This is a genomic window from Shewanella sp. GXUN23E (assembly GCF_050865035.1).
GTDB lineage: Bacteria > Pseudomonadota > Gammaproteobacteria > Enterobacterales > Shewanellaceae > Shewanella.
On the sequence record NZ_JBOZWP010000023.1, the window covers coordinates 52,448 to 75,605 of the forward strand.

Consider the following 23,158-nt stretch of genomic DNA (forward strand, 5'->3'; position numbering starts at 1 on the left):
ACGCCTTGCCTGCACTGTTCACGCGCCCTACACTGGCGTGATTTGCATTACAGCGCCATCACGGCATGCTGGAGAAACGATGACCCAATACAATGTGCTTTTGCTTTGTGGCGGCGGTGGCAGTGAACATGCCATCTCGCTGATGTCGGCAAGCTACCTGAAAACCAATCTGCAGTCCCTGCCCCAGTTCAATGTGCTGTGGCTGGAGCTGATGGCTGATGGCCGCTACCGTCTGGAAGATGGCAGCTTCGCCCGTTTTGAAGCCGATAAACAAGTGATTTTTGACGATGGCCGTGCGGCATTTGCGGTGGATTATGTGATGCCCTGCATTCATGGCTACCCGGGCGAAACCGGTGACATTCAGTCCTGGTTTGATTTGATTAAGCTGCCCTATTTTGGCTGCAACGGCGAAGCCAGCGTCAACTGCTTCAACAAGATCACCGCCAAGATGTGGTTTTCCGCACTGGGGATCCCCAACACGCCTTATCTGTTTCTGGATGAACCCGGTGAGCTGGCTGAGGCGCAAACCAAAGTTGCACTGGAAGAATGGGGATCGGTGTTTATCAAGGCCGCGTCTCAGGGCTCGTCGGTGGGCTGTTATAAAGTCGATAAGGCTGAAGACATTGCCCGGGTGCTGAATGAAGCATTCACCTTCAGTCCCTATGTGATTGTGGAGAAAACCATTATCGCCCGTGAGCTGGAAGTCGCCACCTATGAATATGACGGTGACATTGTCGCCAGTTTCCCCGGTGAAATCGTCTGCGCCAGCAACACCTTCTACAGTTTCGAAGAGAAGTACGACAGCAAAAGCCAGGCGATCACCCATGTGCGCGCCCCCGATTTGCCTGCCGACGTTGCCGAGCAGATCCGCAGCTACGCCATCAAGGCTTTCAAAGGCATGAAGCTGCGTCACCTGTCGCGCATCGATTTCTTCCTGACTCAGGATAACGAAATTCTGCTCAATGAAATCAATACCTTCCCTGGGATGACGCCAATTTCCATGTTCCCCAAAATGCTGATTGGCAACGGCCATGATTTCGCCCGAATGCTGGAGCAAAACATCATGGCACAGCTGCAACACAAATAAGCCGCCAATGCCCGGATAAAAAAATCCAGCCAATTGGCTGGATTTTTGTCGGTCTCAGGCCGTCAGCTCAACCCTTTGGCAGTTTAAACTCGCCCAGCATAGCGCTTTGCCGCTCAGCCAGCTCAGACAGGAAGTTGGAGGCCTGACTCGACTCATCAATGCCACAGACATTCTGGTTGATAGCTTCCTTGATGCCGTTGAGGGACTGACTGATCTCTTCCGATGCCCGGGATTGCTGCTCAGCCGCCACCGACATTTCAGTGGCACTCTGGTTGATGTTGGATACCGAGCTGTGAATACTCTCCAATTTGCTGACCGCTTCACGGGACGTGTCGCGCACTTCATCAACCTGACTCAGACAGGCCACCACTCTGTGCTGGGCATCATCTGAGCGGGCCTGCAGTTCACCGATGATCTGCTTGATATGCTCGGTGGAACTCTGGGTTTTGGCCGCCAGCGCCCGCACTTCATCGGCCACCACGGCAAAGCCCCGCCCCATGGCACCGGCACGGGCCGCTTCAATCGCGGCATTCAGTGCCAGCAAATTGGTCTGATCGGAGATATTGCTGATCACAGTCACCACCTCAGCGATGCTGTGGCATCTGTCCTTTAACGTTTCCACCACCACAGCAGTGTCATTCAGCTCAGCCGTCAGCTGATCGGCCCGTTCATTGTTGTGCAGCACTATGGTGCGCCCTTCATGACAGGCATCCAGCGCAAGATTGGCCCGCGCTTCAGTGGTCCGAGCCGAATCAGCCACAATTCCGGCAGAGGTCGACATCTCGGTCACTGCGGTGGCGATTTGATCGACCTGACAACTCTGCTCCTCGGCATTGGCGCTGCTTTGCACCATCACCGCCGCCAACTCGGTTGCCGATGATGACACCTCCACGCTCTGATCCTGAATACTGCGGATAACCCGATTGATGGCGTTCATGGTCTGATCGGCATCCGCAGCCAGCCTGCCCAGTTCGTTGCGGCCCTGAATGCCGGTAAAACGGGTAAAGTCTCTGGCAGCCATGCCTGCAAGAGAATTGCCCAGCACCGCAAACACCGCCACAAAATGGCGGGCAATATACAGACTGAAAAGAACGGCCAGTACCGCCGCAAACACCCAGGAGCCGGTCTGGATATTGACGACTCTGGCGATACTGTGACCGGTCTGGGCATTGAAGTCTGCGCGAACGTCGGCATGGCGTTCGATGACCGACAACAGGTGTTCGCGGATATTCTGCGCCAACGATGCCCGCTCGGCAGCCAATTGCTCAAGCCTTTGGGAATATTGCAAAAATTCTCTGTTGGTTGCGCCGTATTCGAGATAAACCTTGTCATGGAACTGGCGCACCGCAGGGATCGTCAGATAAGGTGCCAGCAGACTGCCAACATTGGCGTAGCGACGCATCAGCTCATCATAATTGGCGGCGTCCCGCATAAAATAGATTTGTGTCAGGTTGGAATAGTACCAGTCAAACTGAGAGGTCAGCTCGGCAGCATCGGTACGCCACTGACTGATATCCAGTCCGGGATTTTGCGTTACATAAGCCATCACCGCTGACTCCATCTGCATCAGGGGATACCACAGAGACGGTGTTTCCTTGCTCCAGCGGTGGCCCAGCATATTGATACATTCAACACTGCCATCCATGGTTGCCACATACTTGTCCATCAGTGCCAATACTGTCTGCAATTCCTGACGACTGGCCTGGGTCATATTGGGATTGTCGATAAGATCGCGTCTGGCCTGCTCTTTCAGCGCCGCAGAGCGGACCTGCAGCTCCTGCATCATCGCTGGCATGTCCGCTACCTGAGCACGCAGGATATCCCTCGTTAAGGTGCGGATATTGTTCCATTTGTTGTCTAGCTCAGCGGCGGCCTCGGTGCGGTTGGCAGTATTGTCCACCAGGTTGTTGTTGATACTGACCTGCTTCAACTCCAGATAAATACTGGCGGCCACCAGACCGAAAAGTAACAGGGTAATAAGCACAGGTAACAGCAGCAGCTTGTTAAGCGACAGGTTGGCTATCCAGGCCGGAATATTGGATTTGGTCGTCATGGGATTCCTATCCGTCAAAGGCAGAGAAAACGGCACGTCAATGACTCCGATTGCTCCTGCACTGTGACAGCCGGAGCAATCCGAAGGCTTCAATCAGGCAAATAGCGACCCAAAAACATACGGAATAAAGCGCCTGCAGCCCAAATAGTGTGAACCAACCGACTGTTTAACAGTGTTTCATCCTGTTTAAGAAGTGAATTGCAATATCCGGCAGGAATAAGCCCTTTGTTTTATACAACCACAGTGTCTTGCCGCGACCAGCCAGGTTGCTCATAGTGGTAACCTGCTATCTTTTTGGGGCCTGGCCATGAACCGCAAAACAGCGGGTAACCCTAGCATCACAGGTACAGATACTGGGATCCTGGATACTGTCTATGCCGGAGGAGCCTACCGGATCGAACAGCGACGTGGTGCAGACCGCCGTCGCCGCGGGAGCCGGCCGACATGTCACTGGCACAACTATGAACGCAGGGCTGACTGTTGCCGACGCGGACAAACATGCGTATCTCAACATGTGGATATTCGGGTGTAATTGACAGCCGCCGACACATTTCCCTTAACGGGATGCAGAGCTGAGGAATGCCCTCCTGATATCCCTCAGCAGATGGGCCCGAATATCGTCCAGAATAAACGCTGTCTTAAATTCTCTTCATGCAACCGACTTAACCCCGGCCTCACTTTATAATCCCCTGACTCAACGCAGGAAATGGAAACTTTCATGAATACCAAGCCTCTCCTTGTGATCAGCCTGTTAAGCACTCTCGGTCTCAGCGCCTGTGCTACCGGCCCCAATCCTTATGGCGATGCCTACAGCGTGGCCGACGCTCAACAAATTCAGACGCTGGAAACCGGCACCATAGTCAAACTGGTTCCCGTCTCGCTGGAGGGAGAAAATGCCTCTACCGTCGGGACCATCGCCGGGGGTGCCATTGGCGCTCTGCTTGGCTCCCATATTGGTGGTGGAACCGGCTCAGATATTGCCGCCATTGGCGGAGGTCTGCTGGGCGGTATCGTGGGTAATGAAGCCGGACAGGCGGTCGGCACACGTCAGGGCGTGAACATAGTGATCCAGCTGGATAACGGCCAAACCATTGCGGTTGTGCAACAGGTTAACCCACACATTTTGTTCCGGGTTGGTGAACGGGTAGATATCTATCAGCTCAATGGCAGTGCCAGAGTGGTTCCCGCTGATGAATATGAGGGCAATACTGCTCAGCAACCAGTCCGCTGAGCGATCTGCTTGCCGTCCGAATAACATCGGCATTGAGTCAGTACCGGAAAAGCCGCCTTGGAGTGGCTTTTTATTGGCCGGAAATTGCTTTTGACGCCAGCACTGCAGGGATGCACTCAGTCATTGTCTCGGCAGCATCAGGCGAATGGCGTCGTTTGATTTATTGATGAAAAAATGGTCACAGAGCTGCGCCGGGGGATTTACCGTGCAGATAAAACCTCAGGGGTATACCAGTACCCACAAACCCTCCAGCAAACAGCGCCGTTGCGAGCAGGATTCAGTGTTTGCTGTCGGGCCCAGCACCATCGACAATACCCAGTCTGAATAACACTTCACTGAGGATCCCCAGGGATATCAGTGACCAGGCCCCAAGAATATTGCCGGTCAAAAAGGTGGTTAACGCGCCCAGGATCATGGCGGTCATAATAAGGAAACGAATCGCAGTTTTCATTAAAGCTCTCTCCCTGATGTAACGGGCGCCGGTCAATCGACATGGCAAATTTCCGTTATCAAAAGCATCCCTGTTTACCACTTGCGACAGCTTTCGGCGTACCTTTTACCAGCACTCAGAAAATACCTGTCAAATCAAAGCTAGACCGGCTTTGCTATGCCGTCAAATTCACCGGAAAAATATTTTTTCAAGAGAGATCATTAAGTTAAGAGGGTTAATCTGGTTTTTTCTGACGTATCGCCAAGACAATCGGCAATAACCATAGAAAACAAGCGGTTATTATGTGGATATGATATTTGTGGCGACATTCCAAAAAAAAGCCGCCCTTCACGGGCGGCTGCAGCAAACAATAAACTCAGTTGAGAGATGTCAGTGGCTGCTGACTGTAATACAGGGCAACATCTTTGATATCCGCTTCGGTCAGGCTCATTGCCTGCGCCTGCATAATTGGATTGCTCCGTTTACCGGCCTTGAATTCAATCAGTTGTTTGACCAGATAGGCGCCCTTCTGACCATCCAGCGACGGATACAACTTCATCACCTTGAGCATACCCTCACCATGACAGGCGATACAGCGACTTTGAGCCAGCGTCTGCCCCTTGGTGGCATCAGCCTGATGGTTGAGAATGCCAGCCGGTATGTCAGCACTCAACTTCGCCAGCGCCTGATTGAACTGCTCGTGCTCCGTTGCCTGCACTGTATTGGACAGCAGCAGACTTGCCAATAAACAGGCGGAAAGTTTCAATTTCATCTGATGACCTCGCCTCAGTTGGATGGCATTTTGGGTTGCTGCGCAGCAGGCAGTGGCAGTCGACGGAATTTGCTCATATCGACTTTCTTCTCGCCATAATTTGTCGCGAGATAGTCCAGCACGGGATCCCAGGTATCAGACAAATCCCATAACCCCTGAGTATCAACCATCCATTGAATGGTATCCCGCCAGACTTTACGATCTCCGGCATTTTGCGGAATGATGCTGCTGGTATGGCAGGCATTGCACTGATAATTCACCATTTCCCAACCTGGCGCCATTATCAGCCCCGACACAGGATCAATGGGATACTCAGCGGCAGCCGATACACCGGACAGCGACATCACAAGGCCGGCAAACATCCATTTTGCAGCCCTGTTCATCAGACAACCCTCACAGCAATGCGATGACAACCGTTGAACAGATAACCTTTCGGGTTCCACTGTGGCTGGACGACGGGCTGAGTCACTCCCTGGTCGTCAGTGGCGCGGGCCCAGATTTCGTAGTAACCGGCCATCGGCAGATCCAGATCGATTTCCCACTGCTGCCAGGCGGTTTTATTCGCCGGTTTGCTCAACTTAGTCTGGTGCCAGGTAGCGCCATAGTCATAGCTGATTTCCATCTCTGTCACATCACGCACGCCTGCCCATGCATGGCCGCGAACATTCAGCGTCTTGCCCAGTTTGACCTCGGTACCGGTTTGGGGATGGGTGATCAGGGATTTCACTATCATCTCTTCGATAATCCTGAAATCTTTATTGGCGACCTCCTCACCCGGTGCGACCGGATACTTAGGCACCTGATAAGCCGGGGATTCCATCTTCTTGCCGTCATGCACCTTGTTGCGGATGCTGATACCGGTAGCGGACTTATGAGATACCGAACCGGGACGACCACCAAATACAATACGCAGCGGGTAACCATGCATATAAGGAATGTCCTCACCATTCATGGCCCAGGCGATCAGTGCATCATCATTCAATGCGGCACTGATAGGCACACCGCGGGAAATCGCTTCCCCTTTACCGCTCAGGTGTAGATCGGCACCGTGGTGACCGGTATACACAGCATCATCCTTAACACCGCAGTCTTTCAGCACATCACGCACCAGCACACCGGTCCACTCGGCGCAGAATACTGCAGCATTGGTCCACTGGTTACCTTTGGCATTGGGGAAAAACTCACTGCGGCTGTTACCACCACACTCGATGGTCAGCTTCAGGGTGTGGGTCTTGAATTTGGATTTCAGTTCGTCAATGGTGTAGCTCTTGGGTGTTTTACAAGATTCGCCATCAACTTTGAAAGTCCAGCTCTTGGGATCAATATTGGCAAAGTCAGGCAATTGACCATTCCAGCGAATAAAGGCTACATCTGCCGGTGTGGTTGCCGGATCCAGCATATATTCAGGAGGCTGGGCGTTGATGGGATTCGTATTGAGGATTTCAAAATAGGACGGCAGGTCCTCTGCACGCTTCCAGGTCAGCGCATTGACATCCAATGGCGCCACACCGGCTGGACGATTGGCAGCATATACCCAGTTGATTGGCAGCATGGCCGCTACAGAAGATGCAACCGCCCCCTTCAGAAATACACGTCTATCGATTGCCATAATTATTGTCCCTTCCCTTCGCTGAAATATTTGGCCATGTTCTGCATATCTTGTTCTGATAATAGTGCGGCCACTTTAGTCATGGTTTTATCTGTCCGTTGACCGGACTTAAATGCATTTAGCTGCGCGCTCAAATAATCTGCGTTCTGATATTTCAAATTAGGAATTGAGCTGAATTGGCTTTCACCTGTATCTCCGTGACAGGCCTTACACATATTCAATAGATTTTGAAAATCTGTTTGTTGCGCAAGGACTGGCGTTGAGCCACAGAAAAGCACCGTGGACAACATAAACGTCCAGTGTTTTATGCTTGTTTTCATATAAATAAAAGACCTTCATTCAGGTTTTAATCAGGGCGGTAAGAGTTACTGTATTAATAGCTATTGCATTAACCATTACTGTATTTACATAGATACAGATAGCAGCGCGTTGGCGTATCCCCCGCACGGCGAAAATACATGGCAATGACGTCGGCCCGTGTTAATCCAGCCCCCGTATTGATGCAAACTTGAAAACAGCAGGTAGCCGCTACCGCCAACATAAGCGACGATATGTGTCCATCTTCGCCGTCTTAAGTAAAAACTATATTACCAACAACATTATTCGACAGAAAGCACAAAACCATACCAAACAAGCACTAAATCACAATAACAAAGCTGAAAATGGGTAAAAAATTCTAAAAATACACACAACAGAAAACACCACCAAACAATGAACCAGAGAAACAAAAAGCAATGCAATATGTATCACTTCGAATAATGCTCAGACAGCTTAATAAATAACCGGTAATAGCACGCTTAAATCGCCAATATAAATAAACCACCTGCATTGATTGTTTTTTAGACGCCCAAAGCCGCAGCCGGAATAGACGACATGTTCAGCTCAACATCAAAGCGAATGACTGTAAAACCAAGTGACTGTGTCAGCACGTTGCTATAAACCACGCAACATGTAGGGGCATTCAGGCGACCAAAAGTAGCCTCACCCCACGTTCCATAAGTGCCAGCCCTTCCCGTTAACCCGGGGACAGCTGCGCAGTTTGGTTTAAAAGATGTCGGGAAACACCGGCAGGCACAAATGGACAAATAATTATTTTCAAATATGCTGAAGTATTGCCACAGCTGTATTACCTTAGTGAAGTATCGTGCCAGGCACAGCCAAATCCATGACGCTGTCCGGCATCCATCGTTGTTTGCAGCATATTCTGATCATCCCATGGTCCGGATAATAAATAGCGAAACCGTGTGTAAACACAAGTATGACGAGAGGAAAGGTACTGATGAACAAAACCCTGCTAGCTACGGCTGTTGCCGTTCTCCTTACAGCGCCTTCGGTTTCAGCCATTGAACTGTATAAAAATGCCACCACTGATGCCACGCTGGGTGGTTATCTTGGCGTTCGCGCACTGAACAATGACAGTGAAACGCAACTGGTCAATGGCAGCTCAAGAATCAACTTCAACTTCACCCATAAACTGAGCAATGGCTGGAGTGCCTTCAGTACCCTGGAATGGGGTATTGAACCTTTCGGTGATACCGATTTGGTGTACAACAACGACAGTCAGATCACCTCTCAGACGAGTAATCTGTTCTACAGCCGTTTGGCGTATATCGGGCTGGAGCACGACAAATACGGCAGCCTGTCGTTTGGTAAGCAGTGGGGTTCCTGGTACAACGTCGTTGGTGGTACGGATAACGCCTATGTATGGGGTGGTGCTGCAGGTGGCGAATACAATATAGATGGTTCGGGTAGTCTGGACGGTACCGGCCGTGCCGATAAAGCGATTCAATATAACCTGACTGTAGGTAAATTCAGTTTGTCGCTGCAGACTCAACTGCAGCAAAACTCCATTGATGTAACCGCCTTCAGTAATAACAACGTCAGCAGCACTCTGACGTTTGACAATACCTATGGTGGATCGCTGTCCTACGCGATTACCGACAAGTTAAGCGTCGCCATTGGTGCCAACTTTGGTAAATTTGGCGGTTTTAATGCCACCAACAATTCCCCTATCGATGCCGATGATGAGATTTATGGCGGCAGTATCACCTGGGGTAACATCTCGGATGAAGGCTGGTATTTCTCTGCCAACTACAACCGCAACAAATACCATGACACAGATGTAGACGGGCATCTGATCCCTGAGTCCTATGGTGTCGAAGCCTTTGTTGCCTACCTGTTTGACAATGGCATTCAGCCCTATTTCGCCTACAACGGTCTGATCTCAACGGCGGATTACCGTTTCCCTGTCGCCAATAATGGCAGTTTCACCACTTCGACCGTGACAGATTCCAACCAGGAATATTATGTCATCGGCACAGTGTATTTCTGGGATCCGGCGGTACTGGCCTATATCGAAGCACAAATCGACAACAGTGACTATGTGGTTGATGGCGTCAAGGCCGACAACAACAATGCGGTTGCCGTAGGGTTGCGCTACACCTTCTGAGCGGTGCAAAAAGAAAACGGGAAGCCTGGTGCTTCCCGTTTTTTTATCATCTTTATTTAATCTGTCTTGCCGCTGCGGGCTTTCCCCCAGGGATCCGGCGTACCTGTGCTGTTTGTCTTGGCCGGTGCCGACTTCTCAGTGTGGGTTTTCCTGTTGCCCGGATGTTCAGCCTTTACCCGGCGGCTTTGCGGCGATTCGAATTTACCGGTCCTATTCTCCCGATGAGATTTGGTCGGCCGCGAGTCATCGCCTTTACGCTTATCATTGCTGCCAGATGAGCGTCGAGCGACCGGCCGAGCCTGCGATTGCGCGTCAGCTCCAGCGCGGATTTCATCCTTGGGCGATGCCTGACCATCCTGCTTGTCCGGGCGGGATTTAGGCTGATAGTTCAGAATGGAGACAGGCACTGGCTTTCTGGGTTCAAATCCCTCAATCACCCGCCGCTCAATCAAATGACCAAGACGACTCTCAATCATACACAGATTCTTGAAATCATCCTTTGACAGTAAAGACACGGCTTCACCTGTCATCCCCGCGCGCCCGGTACGACCGATCCGGTGAATGTATTCGTCCGGCGGAAACGGCAAATCATAGTTCACCACCCGTTCCAGCTTATCAACATCAATCCCGCGAGCGCCAACGCCGGTAGCCACCAGATACTTAAGGCGGCCCTCTTTAAACTCAGCCAATACTTGTTCGCGCACCGCCTGACTGCGGCCACTGTGAAATGCCTCTGCCCGAATGCCACGCTTCTCCAGCTGGCTGACCAGTTTAGCCGCGCCGTGCTTGGTTTCGATAAAGATCAGTGCCTGCTGCCACTGCTGTGTCTGGATAAGGTGACTGAGCAGCGCCGATTTAGCGTCCTTATCGACAGTGATCAGCCACTGGGCAATCTCTTTTTTGCTGGGCGGTGCGATGGCAATCTCAATCGGGTTGGGGACGGCCGTTTTAGCCAGATCGCGAATTCTCGGGGACAGCGTCGCGGAAAATAGCAGATTCTGCCTGTCCTCAGGCATACGGGTAATCAAATCATTGATGACCTCGATAAACCCCATATCCAGCATGCGGTCGGCTTCATCCAGCACCAGCACCTGAATTTCCTCGAAGTACACGGCGCGTTGATGGTACATGTCTTTCAGACGACCTGGCGTGGCGACCAGGATATCAACACCGTCGATCAACGCCTGTTTTTGCGCCTGCATGTCCACGCCGCCATACATGGCCAGCACAGTCAGCGGCAGACCCGCGGCATAGGCGGTCAGATTGTCAGCCACCTGCAACACCAGCTCCCGGGTTGGTGCCAGAATAACTGCCCTCACCCGCTTTTTACGCTCGGTTTTGCCATGGCTTAAACGCTCAATCAGCGGCAAGCCAAATGCAGCGGTTTTGCCTGTACCAGTTTGGGCCGCCGCCAGCAGGTTGCGGCCGCTCAACGCAACAGGGATCGCCTTTTGCTGGATCTCAGTTGGCTGCTGATAGTTCAGCGATTCCAGTGCAGAAACGATGGCGGGAGCTAATCCCAGACGGGTAAATGACATAGCAAATCCAATTCAGTATACGGGGCGCAAGCCTCAGGATGGGCGCGCATTCTATCGCTATTCATCCACGAATCAAAGCCAGTAAGGAATAAGCCTGTGACAAATTGATGAAGTTCGCTGATTGTCACCAAGCGGCAAACTTTCACCCACAATATAACCCGTGACCTATCTTATCCCTTTGCGGGAGTGACTCAAGGAATGTCCGTCGATGAAAGCCATACATAAACTGATGCACTGGAGCCAATTACCCCTGCTGCCGCTGATCCTCTGGCAGGGCAAACAGGTGCGCAAACACACTCCCCGACTGAACGCGGCTGCCGGTCTGCCAATTGTCGATGCATCATCCCACACGCCATCCAATTGCAACACAGTCAATATTCTTCATGTCGGTGAAAGTACTGTCGCCGGTGTTGGCGTAAACCACCTGAGACAGGGATTGACCGCTAATATTATCAGAACGCTGAAACTGGACGGTATCACCGCCAGGGGCTGGATTATGGGTCACAGCGGCGCCACGGTGGCAGACATCAACCGCCATGCTCCCAGTGTCACCAATCCGGATGTGCTGCTGATAAGCCTGGGGGTCAACGACGTGGTTGAACTGACATCCGAGCAGGACTGGCAGGACAGTTTGCGTCAATGCGTCGCCAAATTTGCCGGGATCAGCACCAAGGTATGTTTTACTCAGGTGCCTGATATGTCGCGATTCCCCGCCCTGCCCGCACCACTTAATCAATTTTTGGGCCACAGAGCCAGACAGCTGCATTTGGCTCTTAAAGCCCTGTGTGAACAAAATCGCTGGGCCTTGCTGGAGGTGGATTTACCCATAGCCGGCGATTGGATGGCCGCCGATGGTTATCATCCCAATGCCCGTGGTTACAAGCTATGGGGCCAGGCGCTCGCACGCCAGCTGCAGCACCTTCCGTAAACGTCAACAAGGCTACACAAAAACGCAGATTACGCTGACGTAAACCACTAATTTATATCATTCTTTCGGGTGAATTTTGAGAAATAGTTTGATCTTCATCACTCTTGTCAAATTATCATCATATTATTCGATTCAACTGTTCCCTGGTGTTTGAAACCATCTTGCTACACAACGCAGCAATTTGCTCAGTTGCAGGAAGGTTTCACTGACAGGCTCTCCTTGAGTAGTGCCTGTCGGGTTTTAGTCAAGATGACTGTTATTCGGTGTAGTTTGCAGTTCCGGATGCAGCAGCAGACATCTTATCAGTTTGCTTGTTGTCAACGAATGGAGTCACTATGCAAAAACTCGCGCTCATTACCGGTGCCAAAGGTGGCATTGGGTCCGCGATCACCGAAAGACTGGTTGAGGATGGTTATAAAGTTATTGCCACCTACTACACAGGCAATTACGACTGCGCCAAACAATGGTTTGATGAAAAGGGATTTACCTCAAATCAGGTCGCACTGTTCGAGCTGGATGTTACCGATACCACATCCTGCCATGAACGTCTGGCCCAGCTTCAGGAAACCTATGGCACAGTCGATGTGCTGGTCAACAATGCCGGTATCACCCGGGATACCTCATTCAAAAAGATGACGGCCGCCCAATGGCATGACGTTATCAATACCAATCTCAATTCGCTGTTCAACGTGACTCAGCCGCTGTTTGCCAGCATGTGTGAAAAAGGCAATGGCCGGATTATCAATATTTCCTCAGTCAATGGTCTGAAAGGTCAGTTTGGTCAGACCAACTACAGCGCAGCCAAAGCGGGCATGATTGGCTTTTCCAAGGCGCTGGCTTACGAAGGCGCGCGTTGTGGTGTCACCGTCAACGTCGTAGCACCGGGCTACACAGGCACTCCCATGGTGCAGGCGATGCGCCAGGATGTACTGGATGCGATTGTCGATACCGTACCGATGAAACGACTGGCCAGGCCGGAAGAGATAGCGCAGGCCGTGGCTTTCCTCGCCAGTGATGCCGGCGCCTATATCACAGGCGAAACCCTGTCGGTTAACGGCGGCCTCTACATGCAGTAACCCGGGAAGGATCAAGATGGAACGAGTTTATATCGTGGCGGCCAAGCGCACGCCTATAGGAAATTTTGGTGGGTCACTGAAATCTGTCTCTGTCGGCCAACTGGGGGCCTGCGCCATCAAAGGCGCGCTGGCAGCGTCAGGTCTGGCTGCAGATGCTGTCGATGAAGTGATCCTGGGTAACGTCATGGGCACAGGTCAGGGTATGGGCCCGGGCCGTCAGGCCTCTTTATTTGCCGGCCTGCCCAACACCATCCCCGCCTACAGCCTGAACATGGTGTGTGGCAGCGGCATGAAAACCGTGATGGATGGTTTTGCCCATATCCGCGCCGGTGAGGCCAATGTGGTGATCGCCGCCGGCGCCGAAAACATGTCACAAATCCCCTTTATGGCGCCGGCCAGTCTGCGTCAGGGGCAGAAAATGGGGGATTTCAGCCTCAAAGATCTGCTGCTGTCCGACGGTCTAACCGATGTGTATAACCAATACCACATGGGGGTCACCGCCGAGAATATCGCCAGACAGCTGGAGATCAGCCGCGAACGTCAGGATGCCTTCGCCCTGCAAAGTCAGCAGCGTGCCGTTGCCGCGCTGGAAGCCGGGGTATTTGATGCAGAAACCGTGGCGGTGGAAATCAGCGACAAACGTGGCACCAGCCTGTTCAATCGCGACGAATACCCCAAGACCGATGCAAGCCAGGAAGCTCTGGCCAGTCTGCGCCCTGCGTTTGACAAGCAAGGCTCAGTCACTGCCGGTAATGCCTCGGGTCTGAACGATGGTGCCTCGGCAATCGTGCTGGCATCGGGCAAAGCGGTGCAGCAATACGGCCTGACACCGCTGGCTGAAGTCATAGTCACCGCCCAGACCGGCCTGGACCCCGCCATCATGGGGCTGGGGCCGGTCAGTGCCGTCTCTCTGGTACTGGAAAAAGCCGGTCTGGAACTGGCCGAAATTGATTTGCTGGAACTCAACGAAGCCTTTGCCGCCCAGGCGCTTGGCGTGGTTGAACAACTGGCAGCGCAGCATGGCGACTCGGTTGATGCACTGCTGCAACGAACCAATGTCAATGGCGGTGCCATTGCGCTGGGCCATCCTCTGGGCGCCTCAGGCAACCGCATTCTGGTGACCCTGACGCACGAGCTGAAGCGTCGCGGCGCTCAGTACGGGGTGGCATCTTTATGTGTGGGTGGCGGTATGGGCACAGCCGTGCTGATCCGTAACTGTTAAACCAATTAAATCCCCTAACCTTCGATAACCGGAGACAAAACCATGTACACGGATATGTTCAAGATGTTTTCAGAGCAGGCAGAAAAATCACTGGCACCTTACCACAAGTTCAACCAGCTGATGGCCAAGCATGTGGAGCAGGTCACTGCCATGCAGGTGAATGCCATGAAAGCCTATAGCGAGCTGGGTCTGGCGCAGTTCAAAGCCGCCAGCGAAGTCAAGGATGTGACCTCACTGGCCGTATTCAACAGTCAGCAGATGGCCACCCTGACCAAACTGTCCCAACAGCTGATGGATGACAGCAACAAGATCCAGAACATCGCCAAGAGCTTCAAGGAAGATGTGGATCAACTGACTTCAGACAATATCAAAGCCGCTACCCCGGCTTAACCGGATTGCCGCTCCCCCCCGGGGAGCGGCCTTTAATGCAGGGAGATTAAGCATGTTTTCTCACCTTTTTTCTGACTATTTCAAGACGATGCAGCAAAGCCAGCAGGATTGGTGGCAACACTGGGATCGCGGAAATGCCACGGTGGACTCACCGGTAAACCGGGCGATGCAGGAGGTCAATCTGGAAGACACCCTGAATTTCTTCGAATCCGCCACCAAACAACCCGGTATTCTGCTGGGCGTGCAGACCCAATGGTGGGAAACGCAATTACAGATTTGGCAGCAACTGGTGCTGGCCGGCGACAAAAACGACGTGGTGGCCCCGGAAAAAGGCGATAAGCGTTTTGCCGATCCCGCCTGGCAACAGGAGGCCTGGTTCAGTTTTATCAAGCAGTCCTACCTGCTGTACTGCAGCACCTGTCTGCAGGCAATCGACAGCATGGAAGGCCTGGATATCAAAGCGCGGGAGCGTCTGGGATTCTTCTCCAGACAGATGCTCAATGCCCTGTCCCCCAGCAACTTTGTGATGAGCAACCCTGAGCTGCTGCGCATGACGCTGGAGCAGAATGGCGAAAACCTGCTCAAAGGCCTGCAGCAACTGCAGGAAGATGTGGATGCCAGCGCCGATATTCTGAAAATCCGCATGACCAACAACAATGCCTTTCGCCTGGGCAAAGAGATCGCCAATACCCAGGGCAAGGTAGTATTTCGCAACGAACTGTTTGAGCTGATTCAATATTCGCCCCAAACCGAGCAGGTCGCGGCCGAGCCAATGCTGATCGTGCCGCCCTTTATCAACAAGTATTACATTCTGGATCTGCGGCCGGAAAACTCACTGGTGAACTGGTTGCTGCAGCAGGGCCACAGCGTGTTTCTCATGTCCTGGCGCAATCCCGGCCTTGAGCAGCGCCACACCCAGTTTGGCGACTATGTCACTGACGGCGTGGTAGAAGCCGTGCGGGTGGTGGAAGAGATCACCGGCCAAAACCAGATCAATGCCGCCGGCTACTGCATCGGCGGCACAGTGCTGGCCATGACCCTGGCCTATTATGCCGCCAAGCGCATGAAGGCGCGCATCAAAACCGCCACCTTCTTTACCACCCTGCTGGATTTCTCCCAGCCCGGCGAAGTCGGCGCCTATATCAACGACGCAGTGATTGGCGCGATTGAAACCCAGAACAACGCCAAAGGCTATCTGGATGGTCGCAGCCTGAGTGTCACCTTCAGTCTGCTGCGGGAAAACAGCCTGTACTGGAACTACTACATAGACAATTATCTCAAGGGCCAGAGTCCGGTGGACTTTGACCTGCTCTACTGGAACAGTGACAGTACCAATGTGGCGGCCGATACCCACAACTTCCTGTTGCGCGAGCTGTACCTGAACAATAAGCTCATCGATAAGCGCGGTGTAAAAGTGGGGGGGGTCTACATAGATCTGAGTAAGATCAGCGTCCCCAGTTATTTTATCTCTACCCGCGAAGATCATATCGCGCTGTGGCAGGGCACCTATCGCGGCGCCCTGAATCTGGGCGGCAACAAAACCTTCGTGCTGGGCGAATCGGGCCATATTGCCGGTATTGTCAATCCACCGGCCAAAAACAAATATGGCTACTGGCTCAATCCCAACCTGCCGCAAACCGCAGAAGAGTGGCATGCCGATGCTGAGCGTCACGACGGTTCCTGGTGGACTCACTGGCAAGGTTGGCTGGAGCAGCATAATCAGGGTAATTACATCGCCGCCCTGCCACCGGGCAGCGACACCTACCCGCCGCTGGCCGATGCCCCCGGGCAATATGTACTGCAAACCCTACCGGTAAAGCCGGACTGATACGCTGCGCTTTGCGGTAAAGATAAACCGGGCCATTTGGCCCGGTTTTTTTCCTTTGCGTCCCTGATAAACTCACCAGGTTCTGCAGGTTATCCCCGATACACTTTGACTACAGATTGCGATAGGTAAAAGTCAGCTCATCGGCGCGCACAGACTGCCCCTGTGAAAACTCATACATACAGGAATCGTCGGTGTAATCCATAAAGTTGGTGATGGGATCCAGCCCCGGATAACGATTACCCGAGCAGGAGTCACGGTTCACCGGACAGCCATAAGCAGGACTGCGCTCTGCCGGAGTATCGGCAACATAATCACCATTGCCATTACAGCCACCCTGGAAGGTATGGTAGAGGCCCAGCCAGTGCCCTACTTCATGGGTACCGGTATCGCCTTCGTTGTAAGGTGCTGATGTGCCGCCTGGCAGGCTGGAGTACAGCACCACCACACCGTCATCCAATGGGTTGGAGGCATAGCTGCTGGGGAAAGTCGCCCAGCCCAGCAATCCACCGCCCATATTGTTGGTGTAGAAGTTCAGATCGCCCGCATCGCCCTGGCGCAGTGCTGACTTCATAGCACTCTCGGCGGTGGAGCCATTGGTGGCGGTATACCAGCTGTTGTTGGCGGTGTAATCCGTGGACACCAGTCTGAAGGTAAAGGGCGTATTGGCGTAGGCATCATTGAGCACATTGATCTGGGCATTGATATCACCGGCAGACAGGCTGCCGTTGCCACTGGTGTCGGTGATCACATGCATATACACATCCACCACCACAGAACCGTTGGGACGGGGTTGATAGCCACCACCACCGCCGCCTGGCTTGCCTTTGGCTGCTTTCATCGTCTGGAAATGGCGTTCAATCAGATCGGCTTCCTGCGACGTGGGATTGCGGGTACCACAACGTAAAAAGCGGGCATTGGGATTGGCGTGATCCGCCCCCTGACCATTGTTGGCCAGAGTCGGTTGGGCCACGGCAAGCAGCCCGAAAGCCGTTACTATGGCAGATACGGTGAATAGGTTTTTCATCATTTAGGCTCCTGTGAACGGATAATCGTGACTGAGTGAGCCTGTAGATCGCATGCCCCCTGTCATTCAGGGTTGTTATTGACAATATCAACGCGCAGGGCATTCCACTCAATCATGGAGACACCGACTGCGCAGCCTTGATCCCAATAAAAGCTGCATGATGTTTCGCTAACCTAACCAACTTGCTTCTGTGATGCAATGGCCGGCGCAGATCATTTAAGTAATTGAAAAGAATCAATCTGATAGTACATTTTCGCGGGCATTGTTCGGTTGCGTTTTAGTGCTGGCTATGCCTGCTTATCAAGGGGAATTCCCTCACTGTGCAGGTAATGGCAAAGTACGAAAAACACAGCCTGACGTCAGTGAAAGTCACCAGGCAAAAGTCACGTAACTCACAACGGAAAAGAGCGCCGAAGCGCTCATTTGACCTTAATAATGGACTGACATCACGCCGCCTTAAATGCTGTGGCTCAGTTGACTGAGCACACCTTGCTGCAGATTGAAAAGCGGTATCTGATGATGAAGTTTTTATCGCCCTTACTGGAACAGTGGGATAGCACTGAATGATAATCCAGATAAAACAGTCATCTTGGTGCCCCAGTTCATCTTAGTGCCCGGTATTGTTGGGCAATAAAAAAACCAGTCGGTTTACACCGACTGGTTTTATGGTCAGATCATTGATTTGACGAGCAGAATACTGCTCTCACCCATTATTTGGGATCTAGACCCAGTTGCTCCAGTACTAACTTGAAGTTGGCACGACGTTCTTTGACGTTGTGTACTTCACCTGTTGAACAGGTTAAGTCCGGACAACCGCGGTTCACAATGCCTGATACATCATCAATGAACGCCGATCCCTGCAAACCACCATCAACGTACTTTTTCAGTTCTGTGTAGTAGTTCCAGTCAGCGTATTGGCCGCCTGCATTATCGTATGCCTGTACTGAGGTTACCCAGTAGAACAGACCCGCAATCCACTTGATCTCTTTGTTCTCTTCAGAGCTACAAATAAGGCCTGGGTTTGAACAGAAGTCCAGCTCAGCATACAGCGGGTTTGCCGGTGGCGCTTCAACGGTGACGCCATCAATGGTTTGGCCAATGGTTGCAGGGTCAACGTGTGAACGACCTAAATAGTGGTTCAGGGTACCGAAGTTTTGACGACCTGTGGTTTGAATCACACCACGGCCCCACCAGCCACAACCTTCCACTGTGTCCTGGCTGCTGCCATCCCAAATGAACTTACCGGCTTTTTGGCCAACGTAAGTCTTACAATCGTCACGTTCCCACACCTGCTTAGAAGTATCAACAGCGGTTGGTATGTCGTTACAGTGACCATTATTGGTCCAGCGACCTACAGCACCATTGACTAACAGACCACGTTCCTGCAGCACTGCATCAGGAGCTGCGAATACTGGCGCTGGCGCACCGTACCATTTGGCGTGGGTCTGCGCGCTGACTTCCATCTTGCTGTCACGTGGACAGGAATAGGCGTGATCCAGACCCGACTCCGGGTTAACACCGTAATCAGCGTATTTCTGTTCCAGCTGGCCACAGCTGGCCGTCATTGGGTAGTCAGTCGGCGCACCATACTTAATTTCGGCCCAGTTATTCTCGTCACAGGCATTGTAACGAATGGTTTCCTGCATGCTCTGTGCTAAGAAAGCGGCAATAGCGACTTTGGCATATTTGATGTTGGTGGCATCGTCTGCATTTTCATCAAGCAACCAGAACTTATTACCTGCAACACCCACGTTATGCATGGCATTCAGACCTGTCATAAAGTCTGCCCACTTATAAACAGTAGATGGCACCCATTGTGACTCTGGTGTTTCATACAAGAATGCGGTGTTGTTCATCACCTCTTCGGCATTGGCCAGCTGGTCATTCAATGCGTCAATGATGGTGAGTTTGCCGTTTTCTGTGGTGTCACCCACATAGTACAAAGGCATTTTGGCAGTTTGGTAACGCTCAATTTTTTGTGTCAACGCTTCGGAATCCTGATCAAATATCAGCGCAAATACGTTGCTGTAAGCCGCTTTACGGATTTGTGCTTTGCTTGACTCAGTCCCCATGAAATAGTCAGCCGCTTGCGCAGTTGGCATGCCCGCCAACATGGCAGGTGCCTTAACATAGTCTGTGACCTGTTTTACGTACTCAAGGGCATTGTGCCACTGGTCATCTGACAGAGCCGGTGTACTGCCAGACTTGGTGAAGACCACGAAATCGGCTTTGATTGCTGCATCGGCCTTATAGAGCGCCAGTGTATCGAGCAAATCGGCGCTGAATACCGAGGCTTTGTCCCACACCGACTGACGACCGGAATGGGTATCGTAAGCAAATTCGCCAATACTCAATGACCAACCAAAGGTCGCCTGGGGTGCCAGGGTCGCAATGATCAGCTGGTGCGCTTGCGCCCAGCCCTTCAGATCGTCGCTCAGCGCATTGATTGCATCGATATCGATTCGGTTACCGGTTGCATCGACCGCATTTAACAAAGCTTGCTTAACCGCGATAGTGCCCAATGATGCGCCTTTGTCTGCAGTCGCGTTATCCAGCACATCACTGCTGATAATAACAGACACCTTGCCCGCTTGTTCCGCCTGCCTCATCACAGTAACAAACGAGTCAGTCAGTGCATTGATATCGGCCAGTGCATCAGTGTTGCCTGTGGTGATATTCACCCTGGCTGGTGCATTGGTTGACGGGCTCGCCACCACAAAGGTATTTGGCCAACCGGCAACTTCCAGACGGATAGGATCCATCGGATTTTGCAGCGACAAGAGTGGCGCAGTGCCCGGCTCTGTGCCGTCACAGTTTAAGTGCAGTGCCCAGGAAGCATCACTGCCCGGAACCGATTGTGTCCAGTAGATTGCCGAATAAGCGATGTTGTTATGTACCATAACGTCACCACCGGTTGCGTGATCGCCACGGGTCCAGTCAGGGTAGACATTGAAGTCTGCACAGAGTCCGCCAGGTGGCGTGACGGGTGGCTCAACTATGTCTTCCTCAATGGTAATGTTACGGCTAACACTTGCACTCAGGCCTTCAGCATCTGTCGCGATGGCGTCCAGGGTAATATTACCCAGCTGAGTCGGCTGCCAGTTACAGGTAAACGCCTGGTTTTGGGTGGTGTCAAATGCACAAATTTGCTGGTTGTTGGCGTTAATCACAACCTTCGTTAAGTCGTCGTCAACATCGGTTGCGTTCACCGCAACGGCTACCGTTTCGGTTTGGTTAAAACTTGCACCTGCGACTGGCGACAGGAAGGCCACAACAGGAGCGGTAAATTCCTCTTCCGCCTCTACTGTGATGCTCACACTCTGACTTGCAATCAGGCCTTGTGCATCCGTGGCAACGGCCTGAAGCGTGACTGCCCCTTCCTGAGTCGGCTGCCAATCACAGATATAGGTGGCAGAGCCTGTGGCATCAAATGAACAAATCTGACTGTTGTTTGCGTTAACGATCAGTTGGGTCAGGTCTTCATCGGCATCTGTGGCATTAACAGCAATGGAGACAGTCTCATTGGTGTTAACACTTGTCCCATTGGCAGGGGCAATGAAGCGCACAACAGGCGCCACGAAATCCTCTTCTGTGTCCTTTTCTACCGTTACCGCAACCGACTTTTGCTCGATTTTCTGATTTTTCGCATCGAATACGATTACTTCAATGCTGGCGCTGCCTTCACCAACAGGCGTCCAGCTTTGGGAATACAGGGTTTGGCTTTGGCTAATCACTTGCTGGGACAGTTTTTGGTTGTTAACCCAAAACTCGACTCTGGCAGCAAGCTCACCCTCGATCTTTGCCTGGATAATGGTGGCGATATTGGTTTTCAGCACCTGACCTGACACGGGTGACAGAATAGATAACTCTGTTGGCTGGGGCTCACCAGGCTCCCCTGGACACTCGGTGACATCCCAAAACCAGGAGTCAGCCGTTGGAGTTTCCCAAACGCCGGGATTGTTTTTAGCGATAAAACACTGACCATCAAATGATACGACATCACCATTATTAACCTGAGTCTGACCCGGAATAAATGGAATAACATCACCCGGCTCAGGTTCAGGCTCAGTGACCTCGCCCTTAACGGATACTGTGATTGCGGCAGACGCGGTGGCGCCGTCATCATCGGTGGCAATCACCTGGATCTGCTTTTGCCCTTCAGTGGCAATCCAATAGGTGTCAAATGGTGCCCGCGACAGGTTGGCAATCGCCTGACCATCCACAGTCACCACCACAGAGGCAATCTCGCCATCTGCATCGGCGGCATTAACGCGGATCGCCACGCGCTCACCGACGGTATACTCGCTGCCGTTGGCCGGCGCAGCAAAGCTCACTGTTGGCGCCTTGTTGGGCAGTTCCGGCTCAGTTGGACCGCCATCACCACACATGTCGATGCGGGTCCACTCCATATAATCGCCACTGTGACTGGCCGGGTGATTACCCTGAGTCCACCAGCTGGCCTTGTAGACAAGGTTGTCATTTTTCACCAGAGTGCCGCCGTTATAAGCGACGGATTTATCCCATTCAGGAATACCTGAGCAGTCCATCGCCGCCTGGGCCTGCATTGCCAACGAGCAGGATGCAGCCAGCAATGAAAACTTGAATACTTGTCTCATCGAATCATTTCTCCTCGGGAGCTTTTATAGATCTTATTCGCCCGATCAGTATGTTAACTAACCAAAGCTCATGTGATAGGGGCGACCACTCAGCACAAAAAATAAACCTGCTGTCGGCTTGGGAAGAAATGTTCGGCGTGAGTTGTTAACAAAAACGCCGGGCTTACCCCGCCCGGTATAGCGGCGCGCAGTCTGTCACAAAAAAATTCTCCTGCTCCAATGAATTTTGGTGACATAGCGCTCAAACGGCCAAGGGATGAACGATTAGACATAGCTGAATTACAGGCTTAAAAACTCCACCCACAGGCGTGACTGAATGTATCGAAAAATTCTTGTTACCACGCTAAAAGCCAGGATTTATCATACTGAATTTTATAAATAAAACCGGGATACAAACGACCAACCACAGGGCAAAAACACACGACACACGCCAACAAGGCGCCAGACATCTGACTCAAGCCGCCCGCCAGCAACAAGTGCACAACAATCAAATCCTGCGACCACTGGAGGGAGTAGGCTCAGGATTGCCGCGAGCGGGATGCCTGCCTTTAGTGTAGGGTTTAGAGAGTGCGGCTTTGGGAACTAAAGTGTGGGAATGAAGGTGTGGGAATAACGCTTTGAAATTGGTGCTGTCGAAGACCTGCCAGCACGCCTCCGGTGACAGGCTGAAGTCCGCACGCGGTCGCAGATCTGGATTGTGGCCAATGACTTACAAGAGGGTAAAGCGATATGCAGTGCGGCGTTGATGGCGCTCTTAACCGGCACTCTTAACTGGTACTCTTAAATTAGTACTCTTTGATGGCTAAATGGCTTCTTATCCCATCGCTCAACGGTTCTGATAAGCCCATTCAGCCAATCAGACGGGATTGGCTGTTTTCGCCGACAATTTGTCGCACAATGGCGAG

General features: G+C 52.2%; 17 protein-coding genes. 8 read left to right on the top strand and 9 right to left on the bottom strand.

What is annotated here, in order from left to right:
* Positions 1 to 79 precede the first annotated feature (79 nt).
* The gene (locus ACRRUX_RS17120; protein WP_432532555.1) at positions 80 to 1,087 is read left to right on the top strand and encodes a D-alanine--D-alanine ligase; all 1,008 of its coding nucleotides are present in this window, start codon (positions 80 to 82) and stop codon (positions 1,085 to 1,087) included.
* Between the two features lie 67 nt (positions 1,088 to 1,154).
* Here the strand turns inward: ACRRUX_RS17120 and ACRRUX_RS17125 are convergent, their stop codons facing one another.
* Positions 1,155 to 3,140 (bottom strand): methyl-accepting chemotaxis protein, encoded by a 1,986-nt coding sequence (locus ACRRUX_RS17125; protein ID WP_432532557.1) that lies wholly within the window; start codon positions 3,138 to 3,140, stop codon positions 1,155 to 1,157.
* 718 nt (positions 3,141 to 3,858) lie between these two features.
* On the opposite strand from ACRRUX_RS17125, the gene ACRRUX_RS17130 reads away from it, so the two are divergent.
* Positions 3,859 to 4,371: a glycine zipper 2TM domain-containing protein gene (locus ACRRUX_RS17130; RefSeq protein WP_432532559.1), complete on the top strand. Its 513-nt coding sequence runs from the start codon at positions 3,859 to 3,861 to the stop codon at positions 4,369 to 4,371.
* A gap of 277 nt (positions 4,372 to 4,648) precedes the next feature.
* Here ACRRUX_RS17130 and ACRRUX_RS17135 read toward each other — a convergent pair whose 3' ends face one another.
* From ACRRUX_RS17135 to ACRRUX_RS17155, 5 genes are all read right to left on the bottom strand, one after another.
* Positions 4,649 to 4,822 (bottom strand): hypothetical protein, encoded by a 174-nt coding sequence (locus tag ACRRUX_RS17135; RefSeq protein WP_432532561.1) that lies wholly within the window; start codon positions 4,820 to 4,822, stop codon positions 4,649 to 4,651.
* Between the two features lie 355 nt (positions 4,823 to 5,177).
* On the bottom strand, positions 5,178 to 5,573 hold the full coding sequence (locus tag ACRRUX_RS17140) for a c-type cytochrome (RefSeq protein ID WP_432532563.1): 396 nt from the start codon (positions 5,571 to 5,573) through the stop codon (positions 5,178 to 5,180).
* Between the two features lie 14 nt (positions 5,574 to 5,587).
* Positions 5,588 to 5,956, bottom strand: coding sequence for a cytochrome C (locus tag ACRRUX_RS17145; protein ID WP_432532565.1), 369 nt, complete (start codon positions 5,954 to 5,956; stop codon positions 5,588 to 5,590).
* Positions 5,956 to 7,182 (bottom strand): sulfite oxidase, encoded by a 1,227-nt coding sequence (locus tag ACRRUX_RS17150; RefSeq protein ID WP_432532567.1) that lies wholly within the window; start codon positions 7,180 to 7,182, stop codon positions 5,956 to 5,958. Before ACRRUX_RS17150 ends, ACRRUX_RS17145 begins: the two co-directional genes overlap by 1 nt.
* 2 nt (positions 7,183 to 7,184) lie before the next feature.
* The gene (locus tag ACRRUX_RS17155) at positions 7,185 to 7,502 is read right to left on the bottom strand and encodes a c-type cytochrome (RefSeq protein ID WP_432532569.1); all 318 of its coding nucleotides are present in this window, start codon (positions 7,500 to 7,502) and stop codon (positions 7,185 to 7,187) included.
* A 959-nt stretch (positions 7,503 to 8,461) separates the two neighbouring features.
* Between ACRRUX_RS17155 and ACRRUX_RS17160 the strand changes: the two genes are divergently transcribed.
* Positions 8,462 to 9,631: a porin gene (locus tag ACRRUX_RS17160; protein ID WP_432532571.1), complete on the top strand. Its 1,170-nt coding sequence runs from the start codon at positions 8,462 to 8,464 to the stop codon at positions 9,629 to 9,631.
* Positions 9,632 to 9,687: 56 nt separating this feature from the next.
* Here the strand turns inward: ACRRUX_RS17160 and ACRRUX_RS17165 are convergent, their stop codons facing one another.
* Positions 9,688 to 11,169, bottom strand: a complete 1,482-nt coding sequence (locus tag ACRRUX_RS17165) for a DEAD/DEAH box helicase (protein ID WP_432532573.1) — start codon at positions 11,167 to 11,169, stop codon at positions 9,688 to 9,690.
* A gap of 208 nt (positions 11,170 to 11,377) precedes the next feature.
* On the opposite strand from ACRRUX_RS17165, the gene ACRRUX_RS17170 reads away from it, so the two are divergent.
* The 5 genes from ACRRUX_RS17170 (at position 11,378) to phaC (ending at position 16,613) form a co-directional block, all read left to right on the top strand.
* Positions 11,378 to 12,097, top strand: a complete 720-nt coding sequence (locus ACRRUX_RS17170) for an SGNH/GDSL hydrolase family protein (RefSeq protein WP_432532575.1) — start codon at positions 11,378 to 11,380, stop codon at positions 12,095 to 12,097.
* A 335-nt stretch (positions 12,098 to 12,432) separates the two neighbouring features.
* Positions 12,433 to 13,173, top strand: a complete 741-nt coding sequence (locus tag ACRRUX_RS17175) for an SDR family oxidoreductase (RefSeq protein ID WP_432532577.1) — start codon at positions 12,433 to 12,435, stop codon at positions 13,171 to 13,173.
* A 16-nt stretch (positions 13,174 to 13,189) separates the two neighbouring features.
* Positions 13,190 to 14,395 (top strand): acetyl-CoA C-acetyltransferase, encoded by a 1,206-nt coding sequence (locus tag ACRRUX_RS17180; protein ID WP_432532579.1) that lies wholly within the window; start codon positions 13,190 to 13,192, stop codon positions 14,393 to 14,395.
* Between the two features lie 42 nt (positions 14,396 to 14,437).
* The gene (locus ACRRUX_RS17185; protein WP_432532581.1) at positions 14,438 to 14,785 is read left to right on the top strand and encodes a phasin family protein; all 348 of its coding nucleotides are present in this window, start codon (positions 14,438 to 14,440) and stop codon (positions 14,783 to 14,785) included.
* A gap of 52 nt (positions 14,786 to 14,837) precedes the next feature.
* A complete protein-coding gene (gene phaC / locus ACRRUX_RS17190; protein WP_432532583.1) occupies positions 14,838 to 16,613 on the top strand; it encodes a class I poly(R)-hydroxyalkanoic acid synthase in 1,776 nt (591 codons plus the stop codon).
* Between the two features lie 109 nt (positions 16,614 to 16,722).
* Here the strand turns inward: phaC and ACRRUX_RS17195 are convergent, their stop codons facing one another.
* Entirely contained in the window at positions 16,723 to 17,640 is a 918-nt protein-coding gene (locus ACRRUX_RS17195; RefSeq protein ID WP_432532585.1) for a zinc metalloprotease, read from the bottom strand.
* A 707-nt stretch (positions 17,641 to 18,347) separates the two neighbouring features.
* Positions 18,348 to 22,253, bottom strand: coding sequence for an Ig-like domain-containing protein (locus ACRRUX_RS17200; RefSeq protein WP_432532587.1), 3,906 nt, complete (start codon positions 22,251 to 22,253; stop codon positions 18,348 to 18,350).
* Positions 22,254 to 23,158 lie beyond the last annotated feature (905 nt).